This window comes from Candidatus Sodalis sp. SoCistrobi (assembly GCF_900143145.1).
Taxonomy (GTDB): domain Bacteria; phylum Pseudomonadota; class Gammaproteobacteria; order Enterobacterales; family Enterobacteriaceae; genus SoCistrobi.
Genome location: NZ_FRDB01000017.1, coordinates 1 through 21,756, shown reverse-complemented (window position 1 = coordinate 21,756; position 21,756 = coordinate 1). Strand labels below are relative to the sequence as shown.

The 21,756-nt window shown below is 59.2% G+C and carries 17 protein-coding genes and 2 pseudogenes; 13 read left to right on the top strand and 6 right to left on the bottom strand.

Going from position 1 to position 21,756, the window contains the following annotated elements; all coding sequences use genetic code 11:
• The coding region (locus CINSTRO3249_RS02520) for a flagellar biosynthesis protein FlhF (RefSeq protein WP_254304262.1) at positions 1 to 1,360 on the top strand (1,360 nt) is incomplete at its 5' end.
• A gap of 246 nt (positions 1,361 to 1,606) precedes the next feature.
• A pseudogene (locus CINSTRO3249_RS17960) lies at positions 1,607 to 1,745 on the top strand (fumarylacetoacetate hydrolase family protein); the annotation flags it as partial.
• 175 nt (positions 1,746 to 1,920) lie between these two features.
• Here the strand turns inward: CINSTRO3249_RS17960 and hemY are convergent.
• Genes hemY through hemC form a run of 4 tightly spaced genes read right to left on the bottom strand, consistent with a single transcriptional unit; the run spans position 1,921 to position 6,121 of the window.
• Entirely contained in the window at positions 1,921 to 3,219 is a 1,299-nt protein-coding gene (gene hemY, locus CINSTRO3249_RS02510) for a protoheme IX biogenesis protein HemY (RefSeq protein ID WP_084790096.1), read from the bottom strand.
• Between the two features lie 3 nt (positions 3,220 to 3,222).
• A complete protein-coding gene (hemX, locus tag CINSTRO3249_RS02505) occupies positions 3,223 to 4,419 on the bottom strand; it encodes a uroporphyrinogen-III C-methyltransferase (protein ID WP_084790098.1) in 1,197 nt (398 codons plus the stop codon).
• A gap of 23 nt (positions 4,420 to 4,442) precedes the next feature.
• Positions 4,443 to 5,183: a uroporphyrinogen-III synthase gene (gene hemD / locus CINSTRO3249_RS02500; protein ID WP_074012043.1), complete on the bottom strand. Its 741-nt coding sequence runs from the start codon at positions 5,181 to 5,183 to the stop codon at positions 4,443 to 4,445.
• Positions 5,180 to 6,121: a hydroxymethylbilane synthase gene (gene hemC / locus CINSTRO3249_RS02495; RefSeq protein WP_074012046.1), complete on the bottom strand. Its 942-nt coding sequence runs from the start codon at positions 6,119 to 6,121 to the stop codon at positions 5,180 to 5,182. The genes hemD and hemC overlap by 4 nt, the downstream gene beginning before the upstream one ends.
• Before the next feature lie 287 nt (positions 6,122 to 6,408).
• Between hemC and CINSTRO3249_RS02490 the strand changes: the two genes are divergently transcribed.
• From CINSTRO3249_RS02490 to CINSTRO3249_RS02450, 9 genes are all read left to right on the top strand, one after another.
• On the top strand, positions 6,409 to 8,961 hold the full coding sequence (locus CINSTRO3249_RS02490; protein WP_074012042.1) for a class I adenylate cyclase: 2,553 nt from the start codon (positions 6,409 to 6,411) through the stop codon (positions 8,959 to 8,961).
• Positions 8,962 to 9,092: 131 nt separating this feature from the next.
• A complete protein-coding gene (locus CINSTRO3249_RS02485; RefSeq protein WP_074012041.1) occupies positions 9,093 to 9,323 on the top strand; it encodes an LPS translocon maturation chaperone LptM in 231 nt (76 codons plus the stop codon).
• Between the two features lie 69 nt (positions 9,324 to 9,392).
• Complete coding sequence (gene dapF / locus CINSTRO3249_RS02480; RefSeq protein WP_074012040.1) at positions 9,393 to 10,217, top strand: diaminopimelate epimerase; 825 nt, start codon at positions 9,393 to 9,395, stop codon at positions 10,215 to 10,217.
• Complete coding sequence (locus CINSTRO3249_RS02475) at positions 10,214 to 10,918, top strand: DUF484 domain-containing protein (protein ID WP_074012039.1); 705 nt, start codon at positions 10,214 to 10,216, stop codon at positions 10,916 to 10,918. The genes dapF and CINSTRO3249_RS02475 overlap by 4 nt, the downstream gene beginning before the upstream one ends.
• A complete protein-coding gene (gene xerC / locus CINSTRO3249_RS02470; protein WP_074012038.1) occupies positions 10,915 to 11,826 on the top strand; it encodes a tyrosine recombinase XerC in 912 nt (303 codons plus the stop codon). The genes CINSTRO3249_RS02475 and xerC overlap by 4 nt, the downstream gene beginning before the upstream one ends.
• Positions 11,826 to 12,542 (top strand): 5-amino-6-(5-phospho-D-ribitylamino)uracil phosphatase YigB, encoded by a 717-nt coding sequence (gene yigB, locus CINSTRO3249_RS02465; RefSeq protein ID WP_074012037.1) that lies wholly within the window; start codon positions 11,826 to 11,828, stop codon positions 12,540 to 12,542. The genes xerC and yigB overlap by 1 nt, the downstream gene beginning before the upstream one ends.
• A 78-nt stretch (positions 12,543 to 12,620) precedes the next feature.
• Entirely contained in the window at positions 12,621 to 14,783 is a 2,163-nt protein-coding gene (uvrD, locus tag CINSTRO3249_RS02460; protein ID WP_074012036.1) for a DNA helicase II, read from the top strand.
• 337 nt (positions 14,784 to 15,120) lie between these two features.
• Entirely contained in the window at positions 15,121 to 16,071 is a 951-nt protein-coding gene (gene corA / locus CINSTRO3249_RS02455; protein ID WP_074012035.1) for a magnesium/cobalt transporter CorA, read from the top strand.
• A 120-nt stretch (positions 16,072 to 16,191) separates the two neighbouring features.
• A complete protein-coding gene (locus CINSTRO3249_RS02450; protein WP_074012034.1) occupies positions 16,192 to 17,259 on the top strand; it encodes an AbrB family transcriptional regulator in 1,068 nt (355 codons plus the stop codon).
• Positions 17,260 to 17,266: 7 nt separating this feature from the next.
• Here the strand turns inward: CINSTRO3249_RS02450 and rarD are convergent, their stop codons facing one another.
• Positions 17,267 to 18,163 (bottom strand): EamA family transporter RarD, encoded by an 897-nt coding sequence (gene rarD / locus CINSTRO3249_RS02445; RefSeq protein WP_074012033.1) that lies wholly within the window; start codon positions 18,161 to 18,163, stop codon positions 17,267 to 17,269.
• Positions 18,164 to 18,166: 3 nt separating this feature from the next.
• A pseudogene (locus CINSTRO3249_RS02440) lies at positions 18,167 to 18,639 on the bottom strand (thioesterase family protein).
• A 205-nt stretch (positions 18,640 to 18,844) separates the two neighbouring features.
• Here CINSTRO3249_RS02440 and pldA point away from each other — a divergent pair.
• The gene (gene pldA / locus CINSTRO3249_RS02435) at positions 18,845 to 19,714 is read left to right on the top strand and encodes a phospholipase A (RefSeq protein ID WP_074012032.1); all 870 of its coding nucleotides are present in this window, start codon (positions 18,845 to 18,847) and stop codon (positions 19,712 to 19,714) included.
• A gap of 63 nt (positions 19,715 to 19,777) precedes the next feature.
• Positions 19,778 to 21,610: an ATP-dependent DNA helicase RecQ gene (gene recQ, locus CINSTRO3249_RS02430; RefSeq protein WP_074012031.1), complete on the top strand. Its 1,833-nt coding sequence runs from the start codon at positions 19,778 to 19,780 to the stop codon at positions 21,608 to 21,610.
• The last annotated feature ends 146 nt before the right edge of the window (positions 21,611 to 21,756 follow it).

Here is a 21,756-nt window from a genome sequence, read left to right as displayed (position 1 = left end):
CATAGGTATCTACACATTTATCGTGATACCTGTTATTACTTTGCAGAATGATTTCAACCTATCTGTTGGCGGGATTGACTCTCGCCTTACCCGCCGATATCAGACGCTGGTTAAACAGCATATGACGCCCGCGGCTCTTCTTGCTTCTGCGGTTAAAGACCTCGCAAGTGCTCAAAAATCAACTTTCGCAACTACCCAAGCTGTCTGGCGTTTTCTGAATAATAAGCGAATTAGCTTCAGTCAACTCAATGAGCCAATTATTTCGCTAGCACTTGAGCAAATTTCGCTTAGCCCGCATCCATACGCTCTCGTTGTTCATGATTGGTCACGTTTACAATTTCTTTACCATCATGCCAAATACGGACGCTTAAAAATGACGCACGGTGGCGATGTTGGATATGAACTTCAAAGCAGCTTGCTGGTTGATGCTGGCACGGGTTTGCCAATAGCGCCTCTATCTCAGACACTTACCGATGCAACCGGTTGTCATTCAACGTTGGCGGAAGGACTGTCCGAACGGCAGACACATATGGACGCCTTGACGACCGATATTGCCCGTGTGGAATCGCTTAATATAGGTAAAAAGCTGATTCATATAATTGATAGAGAGGGTGACTCTATTGGACATATGCGGACGTTGAGTACTCAAGGAATATGCTGGCTTATCCGAGGAAAAGAAGGACATGGTGCAGAGTGGCAAGGTAATTCATTGAAAATTGGTGAGATTGCTGCTCTTCTGCCATACAACGGATGCGGACAGGTAGACTGGAAAGGGAAAAAAGCTGATATGGAAATCAGTGAAACCTCGATAGTCATAACCCGAGCTGCGCAGCAGAAGCGTAAAGATAAAGAAACCGGCCGCCGCATAAAAATCCAACCTGGAGAGCCTCTGACGGTCAGATTGGTTGTTGTTCGGCTTACGGATGATCTCGGTAATGTGGTGGGACGCTGGACGCTGCTTACAAACGTTTGCAGCGAGATCACCTGCGAGGAAGTAGCTCGTTGGTATTACTGGCGCTGGAATATTGAATCATTTTTTAAGTTGCTGAAAGGTGCCGGACATGACGTAGAAACATGGCTTCAGCGCAGCGCGCCAGCCGTACTACGCAGGTTGTTAATAGCCAGTATGGCTGCTGTTCTGGTATGGCGGCTGCAACGCGCTGAAGGAGAAGAAAATGCGGCAGCCCGCCAGCTGATATGTCGCTTGTCAGGACGACAGCAAAAGCGAGGCCGCAGAGAGAGCGCTCCTGCTCTGCTCGCTGGCCTATCCATCTTGTTGAATACACTAAAATTATTATCGGAATATAGTCTGGAAGAACTTACTCATTTAGCGAGAGTTGCTCTTAAGCCTCCTCCCTGATGTGTAGATACCTATGCGTCTAACGGGGGCCTGCAACGCTTTTATTTTTACTCGCCGGTAAGGAGGTGATGTAAGAAGCTATTACGTTACGGTCCGCCGGGCAAAGAGCGTCCAGGCCTGCTGGACGGGGACGGTCAGCTGCGATCGCTGGCCGGGGTAATAGACGATAGTGCAGGCGAAGCGCTGCTACCGTCGGCGCTTGCCCGCTTGCGTGCCCTGGATCCTGATACGCTGCCAAAAGTGGCGGGCGATATCATTGCCACCGGCACGCCGGCGGGGGGGTTGGGGCAGAAACCGCAGCCGATGTTCTTGCGGGCCGGCCAACGGCTGCGGCTGGGGGGGCGAGGGGCTCGGCGAGCGGCGGCAACTGACGGTACAGGATTGACGCCCGCCGCCTGCCGGCATGGGGCCGTCCCCGGCGGCGTATTCGTCCATTTTTAGCGGCCGGCGGCAGAATGGCGGCCATTCTCTCTACTGGCCGGCGTCAGGGCGGTATGGCATTTTACGCCGGCACAGCGCCATGCTGCCGCTGCCGACGGCGCAGTGTTTCACTTTTCCCCTTAGGCGTCAGGACGGGGATCGGCGGGGGGCGTTTTCAGCGTGCCTGCGGCGGCGGCGGCAGGCGTTTGACTCGGCGCCGCCGGCGCGTCGGCCGGGCCGGATATTTTACTTTGCGGCGCCGCCAGCGTCAGTATCAAGCCCTCGCGACGCATCTGCGCCGACTCTTCCGGCTTGTGCAGCCGGTCCAGCACGTCCGCAAGCCAAGCGTAGTCATGGGCATCCGGGCGCTGCTTAAGCGCGGCGCGGAAGGCTTCGGCGGCGGCCTGCCATTCGCCGCGTTTCATCAACAGCTGCCCCAGCGTACTGTCTAACAGCGGCGTATCTCCCTGTTGACGGATTTGCTGGCGCAGGGCTTTTTCAACCTGCTCCGGATCGCCGCTTTTCAGCCGCGGCAGCAGCAAGAGCAATCTATCATCGGCGTGATGCTTAAGCGCTTTGACGATAAGGCGCTGGGCGGTGTCGTGATCGTTGCATTCGATAAGATGTTCGGCCAGCGCGACTTGCAGTGGCACGTCGTTGCGTACCTTACGGCTCTGCTCGCGCCACCAGCGGTTCAGCCCTTCGCTGCCCTGTTCCTCCATAATCTGGTCCATCAGCCCGTTAAAGGCTTGATTTTGCGCGCGGTTTAACGCCTCGTCGTCATACACCTGGACCTTACGCATCGCCGGCAAAATATCGAGCAGCGACTGCCAGGCACGGGTGCGGATGAATGCCTGTTCCGCCAGACGCAGCACTTCTGGATGGCGCGGCGCGGTTTCCAGCAACCGGTCGACGCCGTGGCGCGCGGCATGATCCTCATGGCGTGCCAGCTGAATACGTACCCGGGTAATGTCCACCGGTAACTGATCGTTATCCGCCACTTCCGCCGCGCGCGCCAGGTATTGGTTGGCCCGCAAATCGTCCCCGCGCTGCTGTGCGGCTTCCGCCGCCAGGAGGTAGTTGACCACCGGCTGATCGGCGTGGTCGGCATTGCGCGCCAGCAGTTTTTCCACCTGGCGATAATCCCCTTCGGCCAGCTTCATCAGTGCCGCCCGGGTATGCTTGCGGGCGCGATGATTTTTGCGGCCGTTAAACCAGCGGCGGGTACGCGCCCCGGTCCGAAACAGTCGGCGGATGACCCATTCGATGATAAACAGGACGATAAACGCCAGAATGAGAACAATCACCAGACCGGTAACGCTGGTCTCAATATTGTAATTGTCGGTCTGAATCAGCACATAACCCTGATGACCGGCGACCAGCGGACCGAGCACAATGCCCGTGAACAGCAGAATGAACAGCAACAAGACCTTGAGCATCGCTTATTCTCCCTGTGCGGCGGGGACCGTCGGCTGGGCCAGCAGATTGCGCACCCGGGTCTGCATCAGTTTATCCAGCAGCGGCTGGCTCTGCAGGCTGTCCGGTAGGTTCATGGTGATATCCTCCTCCCCCAGCGCGTCGATCTGGCTCAGGAAGGCGCGAGTAGTGGCGTCGTCGGTGTCGAAATAAGCGCGCACCCAGGTGGAGACCGAATCCAGCGACTGCTGGTAGATTTCGTTTTGATGGCGCGGCACCGCCTGGGCGGCGACCAGTAACCGGGAGCGGATATTTTCCCGCAGGTAAACATCCTGATTCGGCGCCAGCAGCGGCTCGGCGCCGGTATCACGGCGACGCACGGTAATAAAATCGTTCATGAAGTTGTGCCAGCTTTTGCTGAGATTCTGCCGCCACTCCTGGATTGACCCCGACAATTCACCGCTGTCGCTATCCATGGGCGATTCGTCGCTGTCGTTATCCGCCAGACGCAGATTATCTACTTGATTGGTCAACTGATTGAGCTTGAGAATAATACCGTCGAAGTCTATCTGGCTGACGCCGGCCAAGGTGCCGATATCGTCGGTTATTGCGCGTCGCGCTTCGGTCAGGCTGGGATCGTTCATTTGCGCCAGACTGGCGTCAGCACTTTTCAGCAGTGCGCCGGCGGTGACGACATCCCGATCGCTCCACAATTTACGCCCGGCCATTTTAACCAGAAAATCCGCCTGCGACAGCAGCCAGGTATTGGCGTTGGTGCCGGTAATGGCCGTCAGTTTATTTTGCAAATCCTCCAGCTCGCGCCCCTGGGCGTCTTGCTGCGCCCGAGCCGCGTCCAGCGCGTCCTGGTACTGCTGGCGTTGCATCTGTTGGGCCTGACTGAGTGCATCAAGACCTTCCTGCAACTGCGTGCGGGCGACTTCTTGCTGATGCGCCTGCTGGCGCGCGGCGATATAGACGCCCAGCGCCAATAATAGCGCAATGATCAAGGCCAGCACCGCCACTATCAGCGCGAGCGGCCGGCGTCCACCGGCCGTCTTACCCGGTTTGCCATTACCGGCGGGCGGGATTTCCCCCCCCGCGGCGCGCGTGGCGGCGGCGGGCCGAGGCCCGGCATCGCCGGAGAGCGGGGTCGAAGCATGCGGGCTATCAGTCTTCCTGGTCGCGTCATCCTGCGGGATCGTTGGAGTAGTGTGTTCCGTCATGTTGGCCTGTCCCATGATTAAATTTAGAGCAATACGCGCATCAAAGCATCGTTGTCTGCCGCGTTCGCTACGACGATATCCGTCCAGCCCAATTGGCGGGCAAGCATGGCTAAACGTTCGCTGATGACTATCAGCCGGCAGTGCGTCAGCCAGGCGTGGCGATAGTATTCAGGCATTAAAGTATAGAATTGTTGTAACATTTCGCCGCTGGTAATTACTAGCGTGTCGATGCCCAGCGTCCGCATCCGCCGGCCCTGCTCTTCGCCATCGTAGTGGATCGGGCTGCGGCGGTAGCATTCGCAATAGGAGGTGTGCACGCCGCGCTGGCGCAACGTTTGCTCCAGCACTTCCCGCCCGCCGTTACCGCGTAAAATCAGCGCGCGCTTGCCCTCGATGTGGGCCAGCGCCGGCAGGCGCAGCAAATCCTCGCTGGTTTCTCCCTCATCGGGATAGCTGACCGGCAGCCCGCAAAGACCGTGCAGCCGCAGGCCGGTAGTGCGCCCCACGGCGAAATAGTGTAGCCCGGCCGGCCAGCTGACGCCTTGTTGCGTCAGCCAGGGATGGGCGTAGTTAATCGCATGTTGGGAGACGATAAATAGCAAATCCCCCACACTTAAATCGGCGAGGCGCTGGGCGAGGTGCGGCAGATCGTTGCCCGGGGTGAAGTCGATAAGCGGCAGATGCCAGGCGGATTTGCCACGTGCGCGCAGCCTGTTCACCAGCTGTTCGCCCGCAGGCGATGGGCGGGTGACGAGGATGCTCATTGCGGCGGATTATCCTGATAAACGCGGGCCAGGATGGCGCGGGCGCCGCGGTCCAGCAAATCATCCGCCAGACGCAGGCCAAGCTGCTCCGCCTGCGCCAGCGGCGCGCGTCCTTCGCTGCGAATGACGGTGGTGCCGTCAGGCGATCCCACCAGCGCGCGCAGCCATATCTCCTCGCCATCAAGCACGGCATAACTGCCGATAGGCACCTCGCATCCCCCCTGCAGACGGGCGTTCATGGCGCGTTCGGCGCCGACGCGCAGGGCGGTTTCCCGGTGATGCAGCGGCGCCAGCAGCGCCAGCGTACGGGTATCGTCCAGCCGGCATTCGACACCGACCGCTCCTTGACCCACCGCCGGCAGCGACTGCGCCGGATCGATGGCCTGACGGATGCGGTCCTGCAGACCCAGCCGTTTCAGCCCGGCCACCGCCAGAATGACCGCATCAAAGTCGCCCCGATCGAGTTTCGCCAGCCGGGTGCCGACATTGCCGCGCAGGTCATGCACGACAACATCGGGACGCCGTTCGCGCAACTGGCACTGCCGGCGCAGGCTTGAGGTGCCCACAATCGCGCCCGGCGGCAGCGCGTCGAGATTGGCGTAACGCGGGCTGACGAAGGCATCGCGCGGGTCGTCGCGCTCGCACAGCACGCACAGTCCCAGGCCGGCGGGGAATGACACCGTGACATCTTTCATCGAATGCACGGCGATATCGGCGCGATGCTCCAGGAGCGCCCGTTCCAATTCCTTGGTGAATAACCCTTTGCCGCCGACCTTTGCCAGCGGCGTGTCAAGAATGATGTCGCCGCGGGTGATAAGAGGCACTAGCTCAACCTGCAGATGCGGGTGATGGCGTAGCAATTCATCGCGCACGTACCCTGCCTGCCAAAGCGCTAAAGGACTTTGCCGGGTGGCGATTCTGATAAGGTTGTCTTGCATAGTCATTACCGATTTTATCATTCACCCACCATCCTAACACCGATAGTGAATCACTGTCAGTTTTCGGCGGCGGAGAAACCAGGCGGGAAGGGGGAAAAAGGAATAACAAGTTGCCATTGGGGAAAGTGCTATACTCATTGGGTAGCTTAACTTTCTTTACGGTCAATCAGCAAGGTGTTAGATTGATCACGTTTCCAGCATTTACCGGCCAATAACTCTACAACTCACTACGCCGGTCGGGTGGAGAAACGGGTTCTTCTGACACCGGGATAATCAGGCGAGACGTCTTGTACTTCTACATCGAGACCTTGAAACAGAGACTGGACGCGATTAACCAACTACGGGTAGATCGCGCGTTGGCGGCCATGGGGCCGGATTTTCAACACGTATACAGTCTGCTGCCAACCTTACTACATTTTCATCATTCGATGCTTCCGGGTTACCTGGACGGCACCGTGCCCCACGGCATCTGCTTTTATGCCCCCGATGAGACCCAGCGCGCCTGGCTCGACGACATCGGCCGTCAGGCCGGCGCGTCGGTGGTGGCGCCGGACAGCGGCGAGCAGCCCATTACCGGTGTTTACTCCATGGGCAGCACCTCTTCCATCGGCCAGAACGCCAACTCCGATCTCGATATCTGGGTGTGTCATCAGTCCTGGCTGGACAGCGAGGAGCGCGCTCAACTGCAGTGTAAATGTCATCTGCTTGAGCAGTGGGCGAACCGCCGGGGCGTGGACGTCAATTTCTTCCTGATCGATGAAAACCGTTTTCGCCATAATGAAAGCGGCAGCCTCGGCGATGAGGACTGCGGCTCCACTCAGCACATCCTGCTGCTGGATGAATTCTATCGCACCGCCGTGCGCATGGGCGGTAAGCGTATCCTGTGGAATATGGTGCCCGGCGACGAAGAAGCGCACTACGATGAGTATGTCTTGTCGCTGTACGCCCGCGGCGCGCTGACGCCCAACGAGTGGCTGGATTTAGGTGGCCTCGGCACCCTGTCTGCGGAAGAGTACTTCGGCGCCAGCCTGTGGCAGCTGTATAAAAGCATCGACTCACCTTATAAGGCGGTGTTGAAAACGCTGCTGCTGGAAGCCTACTCCTGGGAATGTCCCCACACCGAACTGCTGGCGATGAAAATCAAACAGCGGTTGCACGACGGCGAAATCGTTTCCTTCGGCCTCGATCCCTATTGCATGATGCTGGAGCGGGTGACCTACTATCTGACGCAGATAAACGACATGACGCGGCTGGATATGGTGCGCCGCTGCTTCTATCTGAAGGTGTGCGAAAAACTGTCGCAAGATCCGGCGGGCACGCCCTGGCGGCGGGAGATCCTGACGCAGCTGGTGACCAGCTGGGGCTGGGATGACGCGCGGCTGCAGATGCTCGATGATCGCGCCAACTGGAAGATTGCCCAGGTGCGTGAAGCGAACAATGAGCTGCTGGACGCCATGATGCAGAGTTACCGTAATCTTATCCGGTTTGCCCGCCGCAACAACTTGAGCGTCAGCGCCAGCCCGCAGGATATCGGCGTGCTGACCCGCAAGCTGTATGCGGCCTTCGAGGCGCTGCCCGGTAAAGTGACCCTGCTCAATCCGCAGATTTCGCCGGATCTGTCGGAACCCGATCTGACGTTTATCCATGTGCCGCAGGGTCGCGCCAACCGTACCGGCTGGTATTTGTACAATCAGTCGCCGTCGATGGATTCCATCATCAGCCATCAGCCGCTGGAATATAACCGTTATCTCAATAAACTGGTGGCCTGGGCCTGGTTTAACGGGCTGTTGACCCGCTCGACCCAGGTGCATATCAAGGGCAGCGACACCTGCGATAGCGCCAAGCTAAATGAGCTTATCGCCGATGTGGCCAGCCACTTCCCGCTGCGGGTGCCGGCGCCGACGCCCAAGGCGCTCTACAGCCCGTGCGAAATCCGTCATCTGGCGATTATCGTCAATCTTGAGCACGATCCCACCGCGGTATTCCGTAATCAGGTGGTGCATTTCGATTTCCGCAAACTGGATGTGTTCAGCTTCGGCCAGCAGCAGCAGTGTCTGGTGGGCAGCATCGATTTGCTTTATCGCAATTCGTGGAATGAAGTGCGCACCCTGCATTTCAGCGGCGAGCAGGCGGTGCTGGAAGCGCTAAAAACCATTCTCGGCAAAATGCATCAGGATGCCGCGCCACCGGATACGGTGGAGGTGTTCTGTTATAGCCAGCATTTGCGCGGGCTTATCCGCACCCGGGTACAGCAGCTGGTTTCCGAATGTATCGAGCTGCGCCTCTCCAGTACCCGTCAGGATCCGGCGCGGTTTAAAGCGGTGCGCGTGGCGGGACAGACCTGGGGGCTGTTTTTCGAGCGCCTGAGCGTTTCGGTGCAGAAGCTGGAAAATGCGGTGGAGTTCTACGGCGCCATTTCCAACAATAAGCTGCACGGGCTGTCCATTCAGATGGAGACCGAGCAGGTCCACCTGCCGCCGGTGGTGGACGGGTTCGCCAGCGAAGGCATCATTCAGTTCTTTTTTGAAGACACCAGCGACGATAGCGGTTTCAATATCTATATTCTCGATGAGACCAATCGGGTGGAAGCCTATCATCACTGCGAAGGCAGTAAAGAAGAGCTGGTGCGCGACGTCAGCCGGTTCTACTCCTCTTCCCACGACCGGTTTACCTACGGTTCCAGTTTCATTAATTTCAATTTGCCGCAGTTCTACCAGATTATGAATCTGGACGGCCGCATCCAGGTGGTGCCGTTTCGCAGCAGCGTGCTGTCCCATTTGTGCGCCACGCCATTTGCAAATGGCGCGCCGCCGCTGGCGCAAAACGCGCGCAGCAGCTAATCCGCCGGCGGGGTACGCCTTCCCCGCGCCCGCCATTTCCCGCCCGTCGCGTCGCTTGCCAACGACAATTGCTGTTGCTTTTCATATACCAACTGCGATGATAGGAAGCTGAGACGGATGAACAATAGGTAATGGGTGAAATGAAAAGCGAATTGCGCCGCGCGGCGTTGGGGTTGATGCTGCTGGGGCTTTACGGCTGCGGCCTGAAAGGTCCCCTTTATTTTCCGCCGGCAGACAAAGCGGACAAAAGCGAACAAAAGCATCAACTGACGACCACGCCGTCCTCGACCCAATCCCCGGTGCAGACCGCGTCCCCCGGGGATGACGGCAGCAGCACCGCCGTCGGGACCGAACAGCCGTAATCGCGACGCAGTCGCTTCCTGCCGGCAGACGCGCTATGCTGCGTTATCGGCTACTCAGCGGAGTGAGATATGCAGTTCTCCAAAATGCACGGCCTGGGTAACGACTTTATGGTCGTGGATGCCGTGACGCAAAATGTCTATTTCTCACCCGAAATGATCCGCCGCTTGTCGGACCGACATTGCGGCGTGGGGTTTGATCAATTGCTGGTGGTGGAACCGCCCTATGATCCGGAACTGGATTTCCATTATCGTATTTTCAACGCCGACGGCAGCGAAGTGGCGCAGTGCGGCAACGGCGCCCGCTGTTTTGCCCGCTTCGTGCGCATGAAAAATCTGACCAACAAACGCGATATCCATGTCAGTACCCAAACGGGACGCATGGTGTTGACCGTCACCGAAGACGATATGGTGCGCGTCAATATGGGTGAGCCGAATTTCGACCCGCAGCAGGTGCCGTTTCGCGCGGCCAGGGCGGAAAAAACCTATATTATGCGCGCGGCGGAGCAGACGGTGCTGTGCGGCGTGGTGTCCATGGGCAACCCGCACTGCGTGATTGCCGTGGACAGTGTAGACAACGCCCCGGTCGCGACGCTCGGACCGGTTTTGGAGAGCCACGAACGCTTTCCAGAACGGGCCAATATCGGTTTTATGCAGGTGTTAGACCGCGGGCATATCCGCCTGCGGGTTTATGAACGCGGCGCAGGGGAAACCCAAGCCTGCGGCAGCGGCGCCTGTGCCGCGGTCGCGGTGGGGATCTCACAAGGCCAGCTGGCGGAACAGGTACGGGTGGATCTCCCCGGCGGTCGGCTCGCCATCAGCTGGCGCGGACCGGGTCATTCACTGTACATGACCGGGCCGGCCACCCATGTCTATGACGGATTTATTCATCTATGAAGCAAGTCGGTGAACAGGCGGACAACGCGCAAACGCTGGATGACGAACAGGTGGTGCAATATCTGCTTACGCACCCGAATTTCTTTATCCGCAATGCCCGGGTCGTGGAGCAGATGGTGGTACCGCATCCGGTGCGCGGCTGCGTGTCGCTGCTGGAATGGCAATTGGGGCGTCAGCGCGCCCATATTCAGCAGTTGGAGGACGATATCACCCGCCTCATGGAACACGCGAGCACCAACGAGCCGCTGTTCTATCGGTTATTGCGGCTACAGTCCGATTTGGCGGCGGCAGGCAGTCTGCAGGAGCTGCTTAATCGCCTGCAGCGCTGGGCGCGCGGCCTGGGACTGGCGGGCGCCCATGTGCGTCTGTTTAGCGACCAATGGCAGTTGGGCGCGCCGTCTGGATTTACCCACCTGGCGCTGGCGCGCAGCGCGTTCGAGCCGCTGCGGATCCAGCGCCTTGGTCAGGACAACCATTATCTCGGCAAGCTGAACGGCCCGGAACTGCTGCTGCTACTGCCTCAGGTGCGGCAGATAGGCTCCGTCGCCATGTCGCTGCTGGGGGATGATGGCTCGCTTGGCGTGCTGATGTTTACCAGCCGCGACAGCCAGCATTTCCAGGACGGCATGGGCACGGTGCTATTACAGCAGTTGGCCACACTGCTACCAGGCCTGCTGGAACGTTGGGTCAGCCGGGCATGACCGGTACCGGCTCTTCGCTGCAGCTGCAGGTTGACGCTTTCCTGCATTATCTGCGGGTAGAGCGGCAACTGAGCGCCAAAACGCGGGAAAGCTACCAGCGGCAGCTGTATACCATTATCGCCATGGTCGATGACATGGGGCTGACGGAATGGCGCCAGCTTGAGGTGAGCCAGGTGCGCTCATTGGCCGCGCGCAGCAAGCGCCAGGGCCTGCAGTCCGCCAGTTTGGCGCTGCGGCTCTCCGCGTTACGCAGCTTTCTCGACTGGCTGGTGGGCATCGACGCGCTGGGCGCGAACCCGGCACGCGGCGTTTCCGCGCCGCGCCACGGTCGGCATTTGCCGAAAAACATGGATGTCGATGAAGTAGACCACCTGCTGGATATCGACACCCGCGACCCGCTGGCCCTGCGCGATCGCGCAATGCTTGAAGTGATGTACGGCGCGGGCCTGCGTTTGGCGGAGCTGGTCGGTCTTAATTGCGCGGACGTTGATCTCGGCGGCGGCGAAGTGCGGGTGGTGGGTAAAGGCAACAAAGAGCGTAAATTGCCCATTGGCGCCACCGCCGTCACCTGGCTGACGCGCTGGTTAGCGCTACGTGACCGTTACGCGCCCAAGGATGATGCGGTGTTCATCGCCAACAGCGGACGTCGTATTTCGGCGCGTAACGTACAAAAACGTTTCGCCGAATGGGGTGTGAAGCAAGGAGTGAACAGCCATATCCATCCCCATAAGCTGCGCCACTCCTTCGCCACCCATATGCTGGAGTCAAGCGGCAACTTGCGCGCGGTGCAGGAGCTGTTGGGTCATGCCAACCTCAGCACCACCCAAATCTATACCCACCTCGATTTTCAGCATTTGGCATCGGTGTACGATGCCGCGCACCCACGAGCCAAACGGGAAAAAACCTGATGCATTTTTATCGCCCTCTGCGACAGCTGCGCGCGTTAACCTTTGATCTCGATGATACCCTGTACGATAACCGGCCGGTGATTGCCCGCACCGAATATGAGTCGGTGCGGTTTCTACAGCATTATCATCCCGCGCTGCGCCACCTGGGGCAGGAAGATTATCAGCGTTTGCGCCGTGAGTTGCGTCAGCGCGAACCGGACATTTATCACGATGTAAGCCATTGGCGCTGGCGCTCGATCGAATTGGCGATGCGTAACGCGGGGCTCAGCGAGCACGACGCGCGCGTCGGCGCCGATGCCGCCATGGAGGTCGTCTTGCGCTGGCGCAGTCAGATTGATGTCCCGGCCGACACGCACGAAACGTTGGCGGCCCTTGGCGCCCGCCGGCCATTGGTGGCGATCACCAACGGCAATGCGTCACCCGCGGCCTGCGGGCTGGCGGGCTATTTCAGCCACATTTTGCGCGCTGGCCCGGATGGCCGCGCCAAGCCCTGGCAGGATATGTACCATCTGGCGGCGACGCGGCTGAAGGTGCCGCCCGAGACGATTTTGCACGTGGGCGACGATCTGGAAGCGGACATCACCGGCGCCATCCGCTACGGGATGCAGGCCTGCTGGATCAACGATCGCGGCGGTAATTTCGCCGCCGCCGCCGATGCGCGTCTATTGCCGCATCTGGAAATTTCGCGGTTGGCATCCCTAACAGCCTTGTTATAATCAACGTATACTCTGTATAAATGACCAGTGTTTTGCCGCCGCCGGGCGGCGTTCCTCATCGCATGTTAAAGGCCACCTATGGACGTTTCTGATTTGCTCAACAGCTTGAACGACAAGCAACGGGAAGCCGTGGCGGCGCCGCGCGGTAATTTGCTGGTGCTGGCCGGCGCCGGCAGCGGCAAAACGCGGGTGCTGGTGCACCGTATCGCCTGGCTGCTGTCGGAGGAAAATTGCTCGCCTTATTCGGTAATGGCGGTCACTTTTACCAACAAGGCGGCGGCGGAGATGCGCCACCGTATCGAACATCTGGTGGGCACCAGCCAGGGCGGCATGTGGATCGGCACCTTCCATGGGCTGGCCCATCGCCTGTTGCGCGCCCACCATCAGGATGCCAACCTGCCGCAGGATTTTCAGATCCTCGACAGTGAAGATCAGCTGCGCTTGTTAAAACGCCTTATCCGCGCCATGAATCTGGATGAGAAACAGTGGCCGCCGCGCCAGGCGATGTGGTATATCGGCGGCAAAAAAGACGAGGGCCTGCGTCCACAGCATGTGGAGAGCTACGGCAATCCGGTCGAGGCGACCTGGCAACGCATCTATCAGGCCTATCAGGAAGCGTGCGACCGCGCCGGGCTGGTGGATTTTGCCGAGCTGCTGCTGCGCGCCCACGAGCTGTGGCTGAACAAGCCGCATATTCTGCGCCATTACCGCGAACGTTTTACCAATATTCTGGTGGACGAATTCCAGGATACCAACCAAATCCAATACGCCTGGATCCGCATGCTGGCCGGCGATGACGGCAATGTGATGATCGTCGGCGACGATGACCAGTCGATCTACGGCTGGCGCGGGGCGCAGGTCGAGAACATCCAGCGCTTCCTGGACGATTTCCCCGGCGCGCAGACCATTCGACTGGAGCAAAATTACCGCTCCACCAGCAATATCCTGCAGGCGGCCAACGCCCTTATCGCCCACAACGGCGGCCGGCTGGGCAAAAACCTGTGGACCGAGGGCGCTGAAGGCGAACCGATTACCCTTTACTGCGCCTTTAACGAACTGGACGAGGCGCGCTTTGTGGTTAACCGCATTAAGGTAAGCCAGGAGCAGGGCGGGGCGCTCAAGGACTGCGCCATTCTGTATCGCAGCAACGCCCAGTCGCGCGTGCTGGAAGAGGCGCTGCTGCAAACGGGGCTGCCTTACCGGATTTACGGCGGTATGCGCTTCTTCGAGCGTCAGGAAATCAAGGATGCGTTGGCCTATTTGCGGCTTATCGCCAATCGCAACGACGACGCCGCCTATGAGCGGGTGGTCAATACCCCGACGCGCGGCCTCGGCGATCGCACCCTCGATGTCGTGCGTCAGACCGCCCGCGATCGGCAGCTGACGCTGTGTCAGTCGAGCCGGGCGCTGCTCGCGGAGCGCGTGCTGGCCGGCCGTGCCGCCGCCGCGCTGCAGCGGTTCTTGGAGCTGATTGATGCGCTGGCGGAAGAGACGGCGGAGCTGCCGATGCATGTGCAAACCGACAGGGTGATTAAAAACTCCGGCCTGTGGAGCATGTACGAGCAGGAAAAAGGGGAAAAGGGCCAGGCGCGTATCGAGAACCTGGAAGAGCTGGTCACCGCTACCCGCCAGTTCAGCTACAACGATGAAGATCAGGATCTGCTGCCGCTACAGGCATTCTTGTCTCACGCCGCCCTGGAGGCCGGCGAGGGCCAGGCCGACGCCTATCAGGACGCGGTGCAATTAATGACGCTGCATTCCGCCAAAGGGCTGGAATTTCCCCAAGTGTTCATCGTCGGTATGGAAGAGGGCATGTTCCCCAGCCAGATGTCGCTGGACGAAGGCGGGCGCCTGGAAGAAGAGCGCCGCCTGGCCTATGTGGGCGTTACCCGCGCGATGGACAAGCTGACCATTACCTATGCGGAAACCCGCCGGCTGTACGGTAAAGAGGCTTATCACCGGCCGTCGCGTTTCGTCGGCGAACTGCCGCCGGCGTGCGTGGAAGAAGTGCGCCTGCGCGCAAGCGTAACCCGTCCGGCCAGCCAGCCGCGCATCGGCGCGCCGTTGAGCGAAAGCGATAGCGGTTTCACCCTGGGTCAGCGGGTACGTCATCCGAAATTTGGCGAGGGCACGGTGGTCAATCTGGAAGGCAGCGGCGAACATAGCCGCCTGCAGATTGCGTTTCAAGGCCAGGGTATCAAATGGCTGGTGGCGGCTTACGCCCGCTTGGAAACCGTTTAAGGCCGTTGCGCGCCGCGCCATTGGACAGAAACTGACCAAACGATTTTTCTCACGTATTGACAGTCTTTTTCTTCTCGGCGTAACATGCGCGCACTACTATTAGGAGAGGATTACGCCTTGGACACCCCCAGTAGATACTGGCTCGATAATCTGTTAATCAGGTACATCCACTAAGGCTGCCTCCAGCGCTGGCCGCCTCAGTGGTTGTCAGCGACCTTCCATTAGCGTCGCGCAGAGTCGGATCTTTGACGGTCTGAAACTCGACGGTGACTCCTCACCCCGTATTTCTGTGATCTAATGCGTTTCCCGTTGGCTACCGTGAAGGAAACGAGGGCGTATGCTTAACGCATTTCAACTGGAAAACCATCGTTTATCGCGTCTTGACGCCGATGAGCTGGGCACCCTACCTGAAGCGGTATGGGTTGATCTGATCGAGCCCGGCGATGATGAACGCGAACGGGTGCAGCACGAGCTGGGACAAAGCCTGGCGACGCGTCTGGAGCTGGAGGATATCGAAGCGTCCGCCCGCTTTTTCGAGGACGAGGACGGGTTGCATATCCACTCCTTCTTCTTTTACGCCGACGCCGAAGATCACGCCGGTAACGCCACCGTGGCGTTTACTATCCGCGATGGCCGGCTTTATACCCTGCGCGAGCGGGAATTGCCGGCGTTTCGCCTCTACCGGATGCGAACCCGCAGCCAGACGCTGATTGACGGCAATGCCTACGAGCTGCTGCTGGATTTGTTTGAGACCAAAATCGAGCAACTGGCGGACGAGATTGAAAATATCTACAGCGATCTGGAGGCTTTAAGCCTGGTCATCATGGAGGGCCGTCAGGGCGATGAGTATGATAACGCGCTCTCCACCCTCGCCGAGCTTGAGGATGTAGGCTGGAAAGTCAGGCTGTGCCTGATGGATACCCAGCGGGCGCTGAACTTTTTGGTGCGCAAGGCGCGGCTGCCGTCAGGGCAGCTGGAGCAGGCGCGGGAAGTCCTGCGCGATATCGAGTCGCTGTTGCCCCATAACGAATCGCTGTTCCAGAAGGTGAACTTCTTGATGCAGGCGGCAATGGGCTTTATCAATATCGAGCAGAACCGCATTATCAAGATATTCTCGGTGGTTTCGGTGGTTTTCCTGCCGCCGACCTTGGTTGCCTCCAGTTATGGTATGAACTTCGAGTTTATGCCCGAGCTCAGATGGTCTTTCGGCTATCCGGGCGCCATTATGCTGATGATTTTGGCCGGGCTGGCGCCGTATTTGTATTTCAAGCGCAAAAACTGGCTGTAGGAAGTGGCGGGGCGGAGACGGCGGCCGGTCAGGACGCCGCTCCAGACGCAGGATATTTTGCTCCGTGGCCGCAATATGATAAAACGGCTACCTACGCCTGCTTTGAAACGACCTTCATTCATGAAAGCTTTGCCGGTTTATCTCCAATGGTTGATCCTGCTGGCGTGTTCGCTGGCGCTGGGATTTATCCTGCAACATTATCACGTTCCCGCCGCGCTGCTGCTTGGACCCATGATGGTCGGTCTGGTGATGGCCTTGTCCGGCGCCCGCATCGCCATCTCGCCCAAGGTATTTATCGGCTGTCAGGCCATCCTGGGGTGCATGATAGCCGGCGCCCTCTCGCCTTCCATTCTGTCGGTGCTGGTCAGCGACTGGTTACCCGTGGTGTTGACGCTGGCGGTCACGCTGCTGGCCAGCGGCTTGTCGGGTTGGTTGCTGGTCAGGTTTAGCAGCCTGCCCGGGCCGACCGGCGCCTGGGGGGCGTCCCCGGGCGGGGCGTCGGCGATGGTGGCGATGGCGGGCGACTTCGGCGCTGATGTGCGGCTAGTGGCGTTTATGCAATATTTGCGGGTGTTGTTCGTCGCCACCGCCGCCGCGGTGGCGCATATTGCGCTGGGCGAACAGGGGGCCGTTGCGCCGGCGGTGACGTGGTTTCCGCCGTTGGATGCCCGCTTTATCGCCACGCTGGCGGTGGCGGCCGTGGGGGCGATACTCGGCCGCCGGCTGCGTATTCCCGCCGGTCCGCTGCTGCTGCCGATGGTGGCCGGCGCCACGCTGCACGCCACCGGCACGCTGACGCTGCAGGTGCCGGAATGGCTGCTGGCGCTGGCCTATGCATTTATCGGCTGGAGCGTTGGCCTGCGCTTCACCCGCGCTATCGTGCTGCTGGCGCTGAAAACGCTACCGCAGATGCTGGCGTCCATCGCCGGCCTGATGCTGCTGTGCGGCGCCATGGCTTGGCTGCTGACTAAACTGCTGCCGGTGGATTTACTGACCGCTTATCTGGCCACCAGCCCCGGAGGTTTGGATACCGTGGCGATTATCGCCGCCGGCAGTCAGGTGAATATCGGTTTTGTCATGGCGATGCAAAGCCTGCGTTTATTCGCCATTCTGCTGTTCGGGCCGGCGATGGCGCGCTTTATCTCGCGCACCTCCGTCCGGCGTCCGTCCAGCCAGTCGCGCAGCTGACGCCGCCTCAAGCGACCGAAAGCCGCCGCCGCTGGACCAAAAGGGCGTCGGTAATGAAAACCCCAAGCGCCAGCCAAATAAAGGCGAAGGTATAGAGCTTATCGGCGCTTAACGCCTCGCCATAAAACCCCACCGCCAGCAGGAACATCAACGTCGGCCCGAGATACTGGAAAAAACCGAGCGTCGACAGCCGCAGGCGGTTGGCGGCGGCGGTAAACAGCAGCAGCGGCACCGTGGTCAGCACCCCCGCGCAGGCGAGTAGCAGATTAAGATGCCAGCCGTTGGCGCCGAGGTGGCTGGTCGGGCTATCGGCGACGATAAACAAATAATAGGCGGCCGCCGGCAGCAGCCAGAGGGTTTCGATGAGCATGCCGGTTTGTGCGTCGATGCCGATCTTTTTGCGCAACAGGCCATAGAGCGCGAAAGTGAGCGCCAGCCCCAGGGCGATAAGCGGCAGTGAACCGAATATCCACAGCTGTACCAGCACGCCGGCGGACGCCAATACCACCGCGAACCACTGCAACCGGCGGAAACGTTCGCCCAAAAACAGCATGCCGAGCAATACGTTGACCAGCGGATTGATAAAATAACCGAGGCTGGCTTCCAGCATATGGTGGTGATTAACCGCCCAGATAAACAGCAGCCAGTTGCTGCCGACCAGCACAGAAGTCATCGCCAGCATCAGCAGCAATTTGCCGCGCCGTAAAGACTGGCGCACCTGCGGCCAGCGGCGGCCGAGGCTCAGTAACACCAGCATAAACACCACCGACCAGAGAATTCGGTGCGCGAGAATTTCGTTGGCGGGCACCTGGGCTATCAATTTGAAATAGGCGGGTACCAGGCCCCAGATAAAATAGGCGCCAAGGGCGCACAGAACGCCCTGACGGGCGCTATTGTCGCTCATTGGTCAGCCCACCAGATAGTTAGCGGTGGCGGTGGCGAGATGATGCCCCCGATCGTTGTGCAGCTCCGCGCGCGCTACGGAAATCTTGTTGCCGCCGCGCAGTAGGTGGCTGGTAACGATAAACCGCTCACCGTGACCGGGCAGCAGATAATCCACCCGCATGTCGATAGTGTCCCCATGTGCGCCAGGCGATGGCGCAGATCCTGCTCCGAAAGCGCGGGCTGGCGCAATAGTGCGCTGGTCACGCAGGTGATCCCGGCGGCGACGTCCAGCACCGAGGCGATCACGCCGCCGTGCAGAATGCGCTGCAGGGCGTTGCCCACCAGTTTCTCATCGCGCTCAAATTCGAGTTGTGCGGCATCGCTCTCATGGCGGGTGAGTTTCAAACCCAGTTCGCGGTTGAACGGCATATGATAGACAAAGATATCCCCGATCAAACGGCGGACGTGATCGGCGGTAAGTGGGGTTGCAGACATAGTTAATTCCGGATTGGGGCAACGCTTGATGCGCGGAGTAATGTAATATTTATGTTCATAGTATGCTTAATTAATGTGGCTTACCAGCCTCGGGTGGCGGCGTTAACTTTAGGCAGTTTTCCCTAAAACAAAGTTCCAAGAGCGTGTAAAATGATTAGCTTTGAATGCTTGTGTTGATGGGTTACGCGCTTTCGGAGAACATTTTATGCGCAAACTTTGGGGGGCAACCGCTCTCTTGCTGGGATCGACTTCTTTCGTTTACGCCCAAGAAGCCACGGTTGAGAAGATCCATGATACACCGGCGGTGAAGGGAAGCATCATTGCCAATCTATTGCAGGATCACGACAATCCCTTCACGCTTTACCCGTATGAGAGCAATTACCTGCTCTACACCTATACCAGCAACATCAACAAACAGGCGATAAGCAGCTACGATTGGGCCAATAACGCCAAAAAAGACGAAGTGGCTTTCCAGTTAAGCTTGGGATTTCCGCTGTGGCGCGGTATCGCGGGCGATAACTCGTTGCTGGGCGCGTCCTATACCCAGCGCTCCTGGTGGCAGTTATCCAACAGTGAAGAATCGTCGCCCTTTCGCGAAACCAACTATGAACCACAGCTGTTCATTGGTTGGGCAACGGATTATGATTTCGCAGGCTGGACCCTGCGCGATGTGGAGCTGGGCCTGAACCATCAGTCCAACGGCCGCTCGGATCCCACGTCGCGCAGCTGGAACCGCGCCTATACGCGGCTCATGGCGCAAAACGGGAACTGGCAGGTGGAAGTGAAGCCGTGGCTGCGGCTGGATGACAGCAGCGATAACCCCGATATTATCAAGTACATGGGCCATTACCGGTTGAAGATAGGTTATGCCTGGGGTGAAAGCATCTTCAGCGCGGAAGGACGTTACAACTGGAACAGCGGCTACGGTGGCGCGCAGGTGGGCTGGAGCTATCCCGTCAGCCGGCACGTCCGTTTTTATACTCAGGTGTTTAGCGGCTATGGCGAGTCGTTAATCGATTATAATCATCGCCAGACACGTATCGGGATGGGCTTTATGCTCAATGATATGATGTAATTCATAGGGACTTAACCACGGACGCCGCAGCGGCGTTCGTCTGAAGACTAAGATGGAGCAGATGTGTCTACGGCGGAAATAATCCAGCGGGAAGCGTTGGCGGAGCAGGTGTTGCACGACACCTTCGGCTACCAGCAGTTTCGGCCGGGCCAGCAAGCGATCATTCACGCGGTACTCAGCGGCCGCGACTGCCTGGTGGTGATGCCCACCGGCGGCGGTAAATCGCTGTGCTATCAGATCCCCGCCCTGGTGATGGACGGGCTGACGCTGGTGGTTTCGCCGCTGATTTCGCTGATGAAGGACCAGGTAGATCAACTGCTGGCCAACGGCGTCGCGGCGGCCTGCCTGAACTCCACCCAGAGCCGCGAGCAGCAGTACGAGATAATGGCGGCGTGCCGAGCCGGGCGCATCAAAATGCTCTACATCGCCCCCGAGCGTCTGATGATGGACAACATGCTCGAGCAATTGCAGCAGTGGCGGCTGGCGATGATCGCGGTGGACGAGGCGCACTGCATTTCCCAATGGGGACATGACTTCCGCCCGGAATACCGTGCGCTCGGGCAAATCAAACGCCATTTTGCTACCTTGCCGTTCCTCGCGCTGACCGCCACCGCGGAAGAAGCCACGCGGCAGGATATTCTGCGCTTGCTGGATTTGCGCGAGCCGCTGATCCAGCTCAGCAGCTTCGACCGCCCCAATATCCGCTACACGCTGGTGGAAAAGTACAAACCCTTTGAGCAGCTCTGGCATTTCGTGCAGGGCCAGCGCGGTAAAAGCGGTATTATTTATTGCAACAGCCGTTCGCGGGTGGAAGATCTGAGCGCGCGTTTGCAAAGCCGCGGCGTCAGCGTTGCCGCCTATCACGCCGGTCTGGAAAACGATCGCCGCGCTCAGGTACAAGAGGCGTTTCAGCGTGACGATTTACAGGTCGTGGTGGCGACGGTCGCCTTCGGCATGGGCATCAATAAGCCCAACGTGCGCTTTGTGCTGCACTTCGACATCCCGCGCACCATCGAATCCTATTACCAGGAAACCGGGCGTGCCGGCCGCGACGGTCTGCCGGCCGAAGCCATTTTGCTGTATGATCCGGCGGACATGGCCTGGCTGCGGCGCTGTCTGGAAGAAAAACCCGCCGGCCAGCAGCAGGATATCGAGCGCCATAAGCTCAACGCCATGGGCGCCTTCGCCGAGGCGCAGACCTGCCGGCGGCTGGTGCTGCTGAACTACTTCGGCGAAGGCCGTCAGATGGCATGCGGCAACTGCGGCAACTGCGACATCTGCCTCGACCCGCCCAAGCGCTACGATGGGCTGGAGGAGGCGCGCAAAGCGCTCTCCTGCATTTACCGGGTCGGGCAGCGTTTCGGTATGGCCTATGTCGTTGAGGTGCTCAGAGGCGCCAACAGCCAGCGTATACGTGAATACGCGCACGATCGGCTGCCGGTCTACGGTATTGGCCGCGAGCGCAGCAATGAGCATTGGATAAGCGTGCTGCGGCAATTGATCCATCTGGGGCTGGTCAGCCAGAATATTACTCAGCATTCGGCGTTACAGCTGACAGAGTCAGCGCGGCCGGTGCTCAGGGGCGAGGTGGACTTGATGCTGGCGGAGCCGCGGGTGACCAATCTGAAAACCCGCGCGGCCCCCAAAACCTACGGCGGCAACTATGACCGCCCGCTGTTCGCCAAGCTGCGCAAGCTGCGTAAAGCGCTGGCGGACGAGGCCAATGTCCCGCCTTATGTGGTGTTCAATGACGCTACGCTTTTGGAGATGGCCGAGCAGCTGCCCACCGACAGCGGCCAGATGTTGCGGGTCAATGGGGTGGGCAACCGCAAATTGGAGCGTTTCGGTCTGCCGTTTCTGGCCCTTATCCGTGAACATCTGTCCAATGAGGACTGACGGCCGCCCCTGCGTTGATGCATAGGTATCTACACATTTATCGTGATACCTGTTATTACTTTGCAGAATGATTTCAACCTATCTGTTGGCGGGATTGACTCTCGCCTTACCCGCCGATATCAGACGCTGGTTAAACAGCATATGAC

Bases quoted from the DNA above. Each gene is read 5' to 3' on its own strand.
- rarD (WP_074012033.1), bottom strand. From the start codon at position 18,163: ATGAGCGACAATAGCGCCCGTCAGGGCGTTCTGTGCGCCCTTGGCGCC.
- CINSTRO3249_RS02475 (WP_074012039.1), top strand. From the start codon at position 10,214: ATGAAGCAAGTCGGTGAACAGGCGGACAACGCGCAAACGCTGGATGAC.
- xerC (WP_074012038.1), top strand. From the start codon at position 10,915: ATGACCGGTACCGGCTCTTCGCTGCAGCTGCAGGTTGACGCTTTCCTG.
- hemX (WP_084790098.1), bottom strand. From the start codon at position 4,419: ATGACGGAACACACTACTCCAACGATCCCGCAGGATGACGCGACCAGG.
- hemC (WP_074012046.1), bottom strand. From the start codon at position 6,121: ATGCAAGACAACCTTATCAGAATCGCCACCCGGCAAAGTCCTTTAGCG.
- CINSTRO3249_RS02485 (WP_074012041.1), top strand. From the start codon at position 9,093: ATGGGTGAAATGAAAAGCGAATTGCGCCGCGCGGCGTTGGGGTTGATG.
- yigB (WP_074012037.1), top strand. From the start codon at position 11,826: ATGCATTTTTATCGCCCTCTGCGACAGCTGCGCGCGTTAACCTTTGAT.
- pldA (WP_074012032.1), top strand. From the start codon at position 18,845: ATGCGCAAACTTTGGGGGGCAACCGCTCTCTTGCTGGGATCGACTTCT.
- dapF (WP_074012040.1), top strand. From the start codon at position 9,393: ATGCAGTTCTCCAAAATGCACGGCCTGGGTAACGACTTTATGGTCGTG.
- hemY (WP_084790096.1), bottom strand. From the start codon at position 3,219: ATGCTCAAGGTCTTGTTGCTGTTCATTCTGCTGTTCACGGGCATTGTG.
- corA (WP_074012035.1), top strand. From the start codon at position 15,121: ATGCTTAACGCATTTCAACTGGAAAACCATCGTTTATCGCGTCTTGAC.
- CINSTRO3249_RS02450 (WP_074012034.1), top strand. From the start codon at position 16,192: ATGAAAGCTTTGCCGGTTTATCTCCAATGGTTGATCCTGCTGGCGTGT.
- hemD (WP_074012043.1), bottom strand. From the start codon at position 5,183: ATGAGCATCCTCGTCACCCGCCCATCGCCTGCGGGCGAACAGCTGGTG.
- uvrD (WP_074012036.1), top strand. From the start codon at position 12,621: ATGGACGTTTCTGATTTGCTCAACAGCTTGAACGACAAGCAACGGGAA.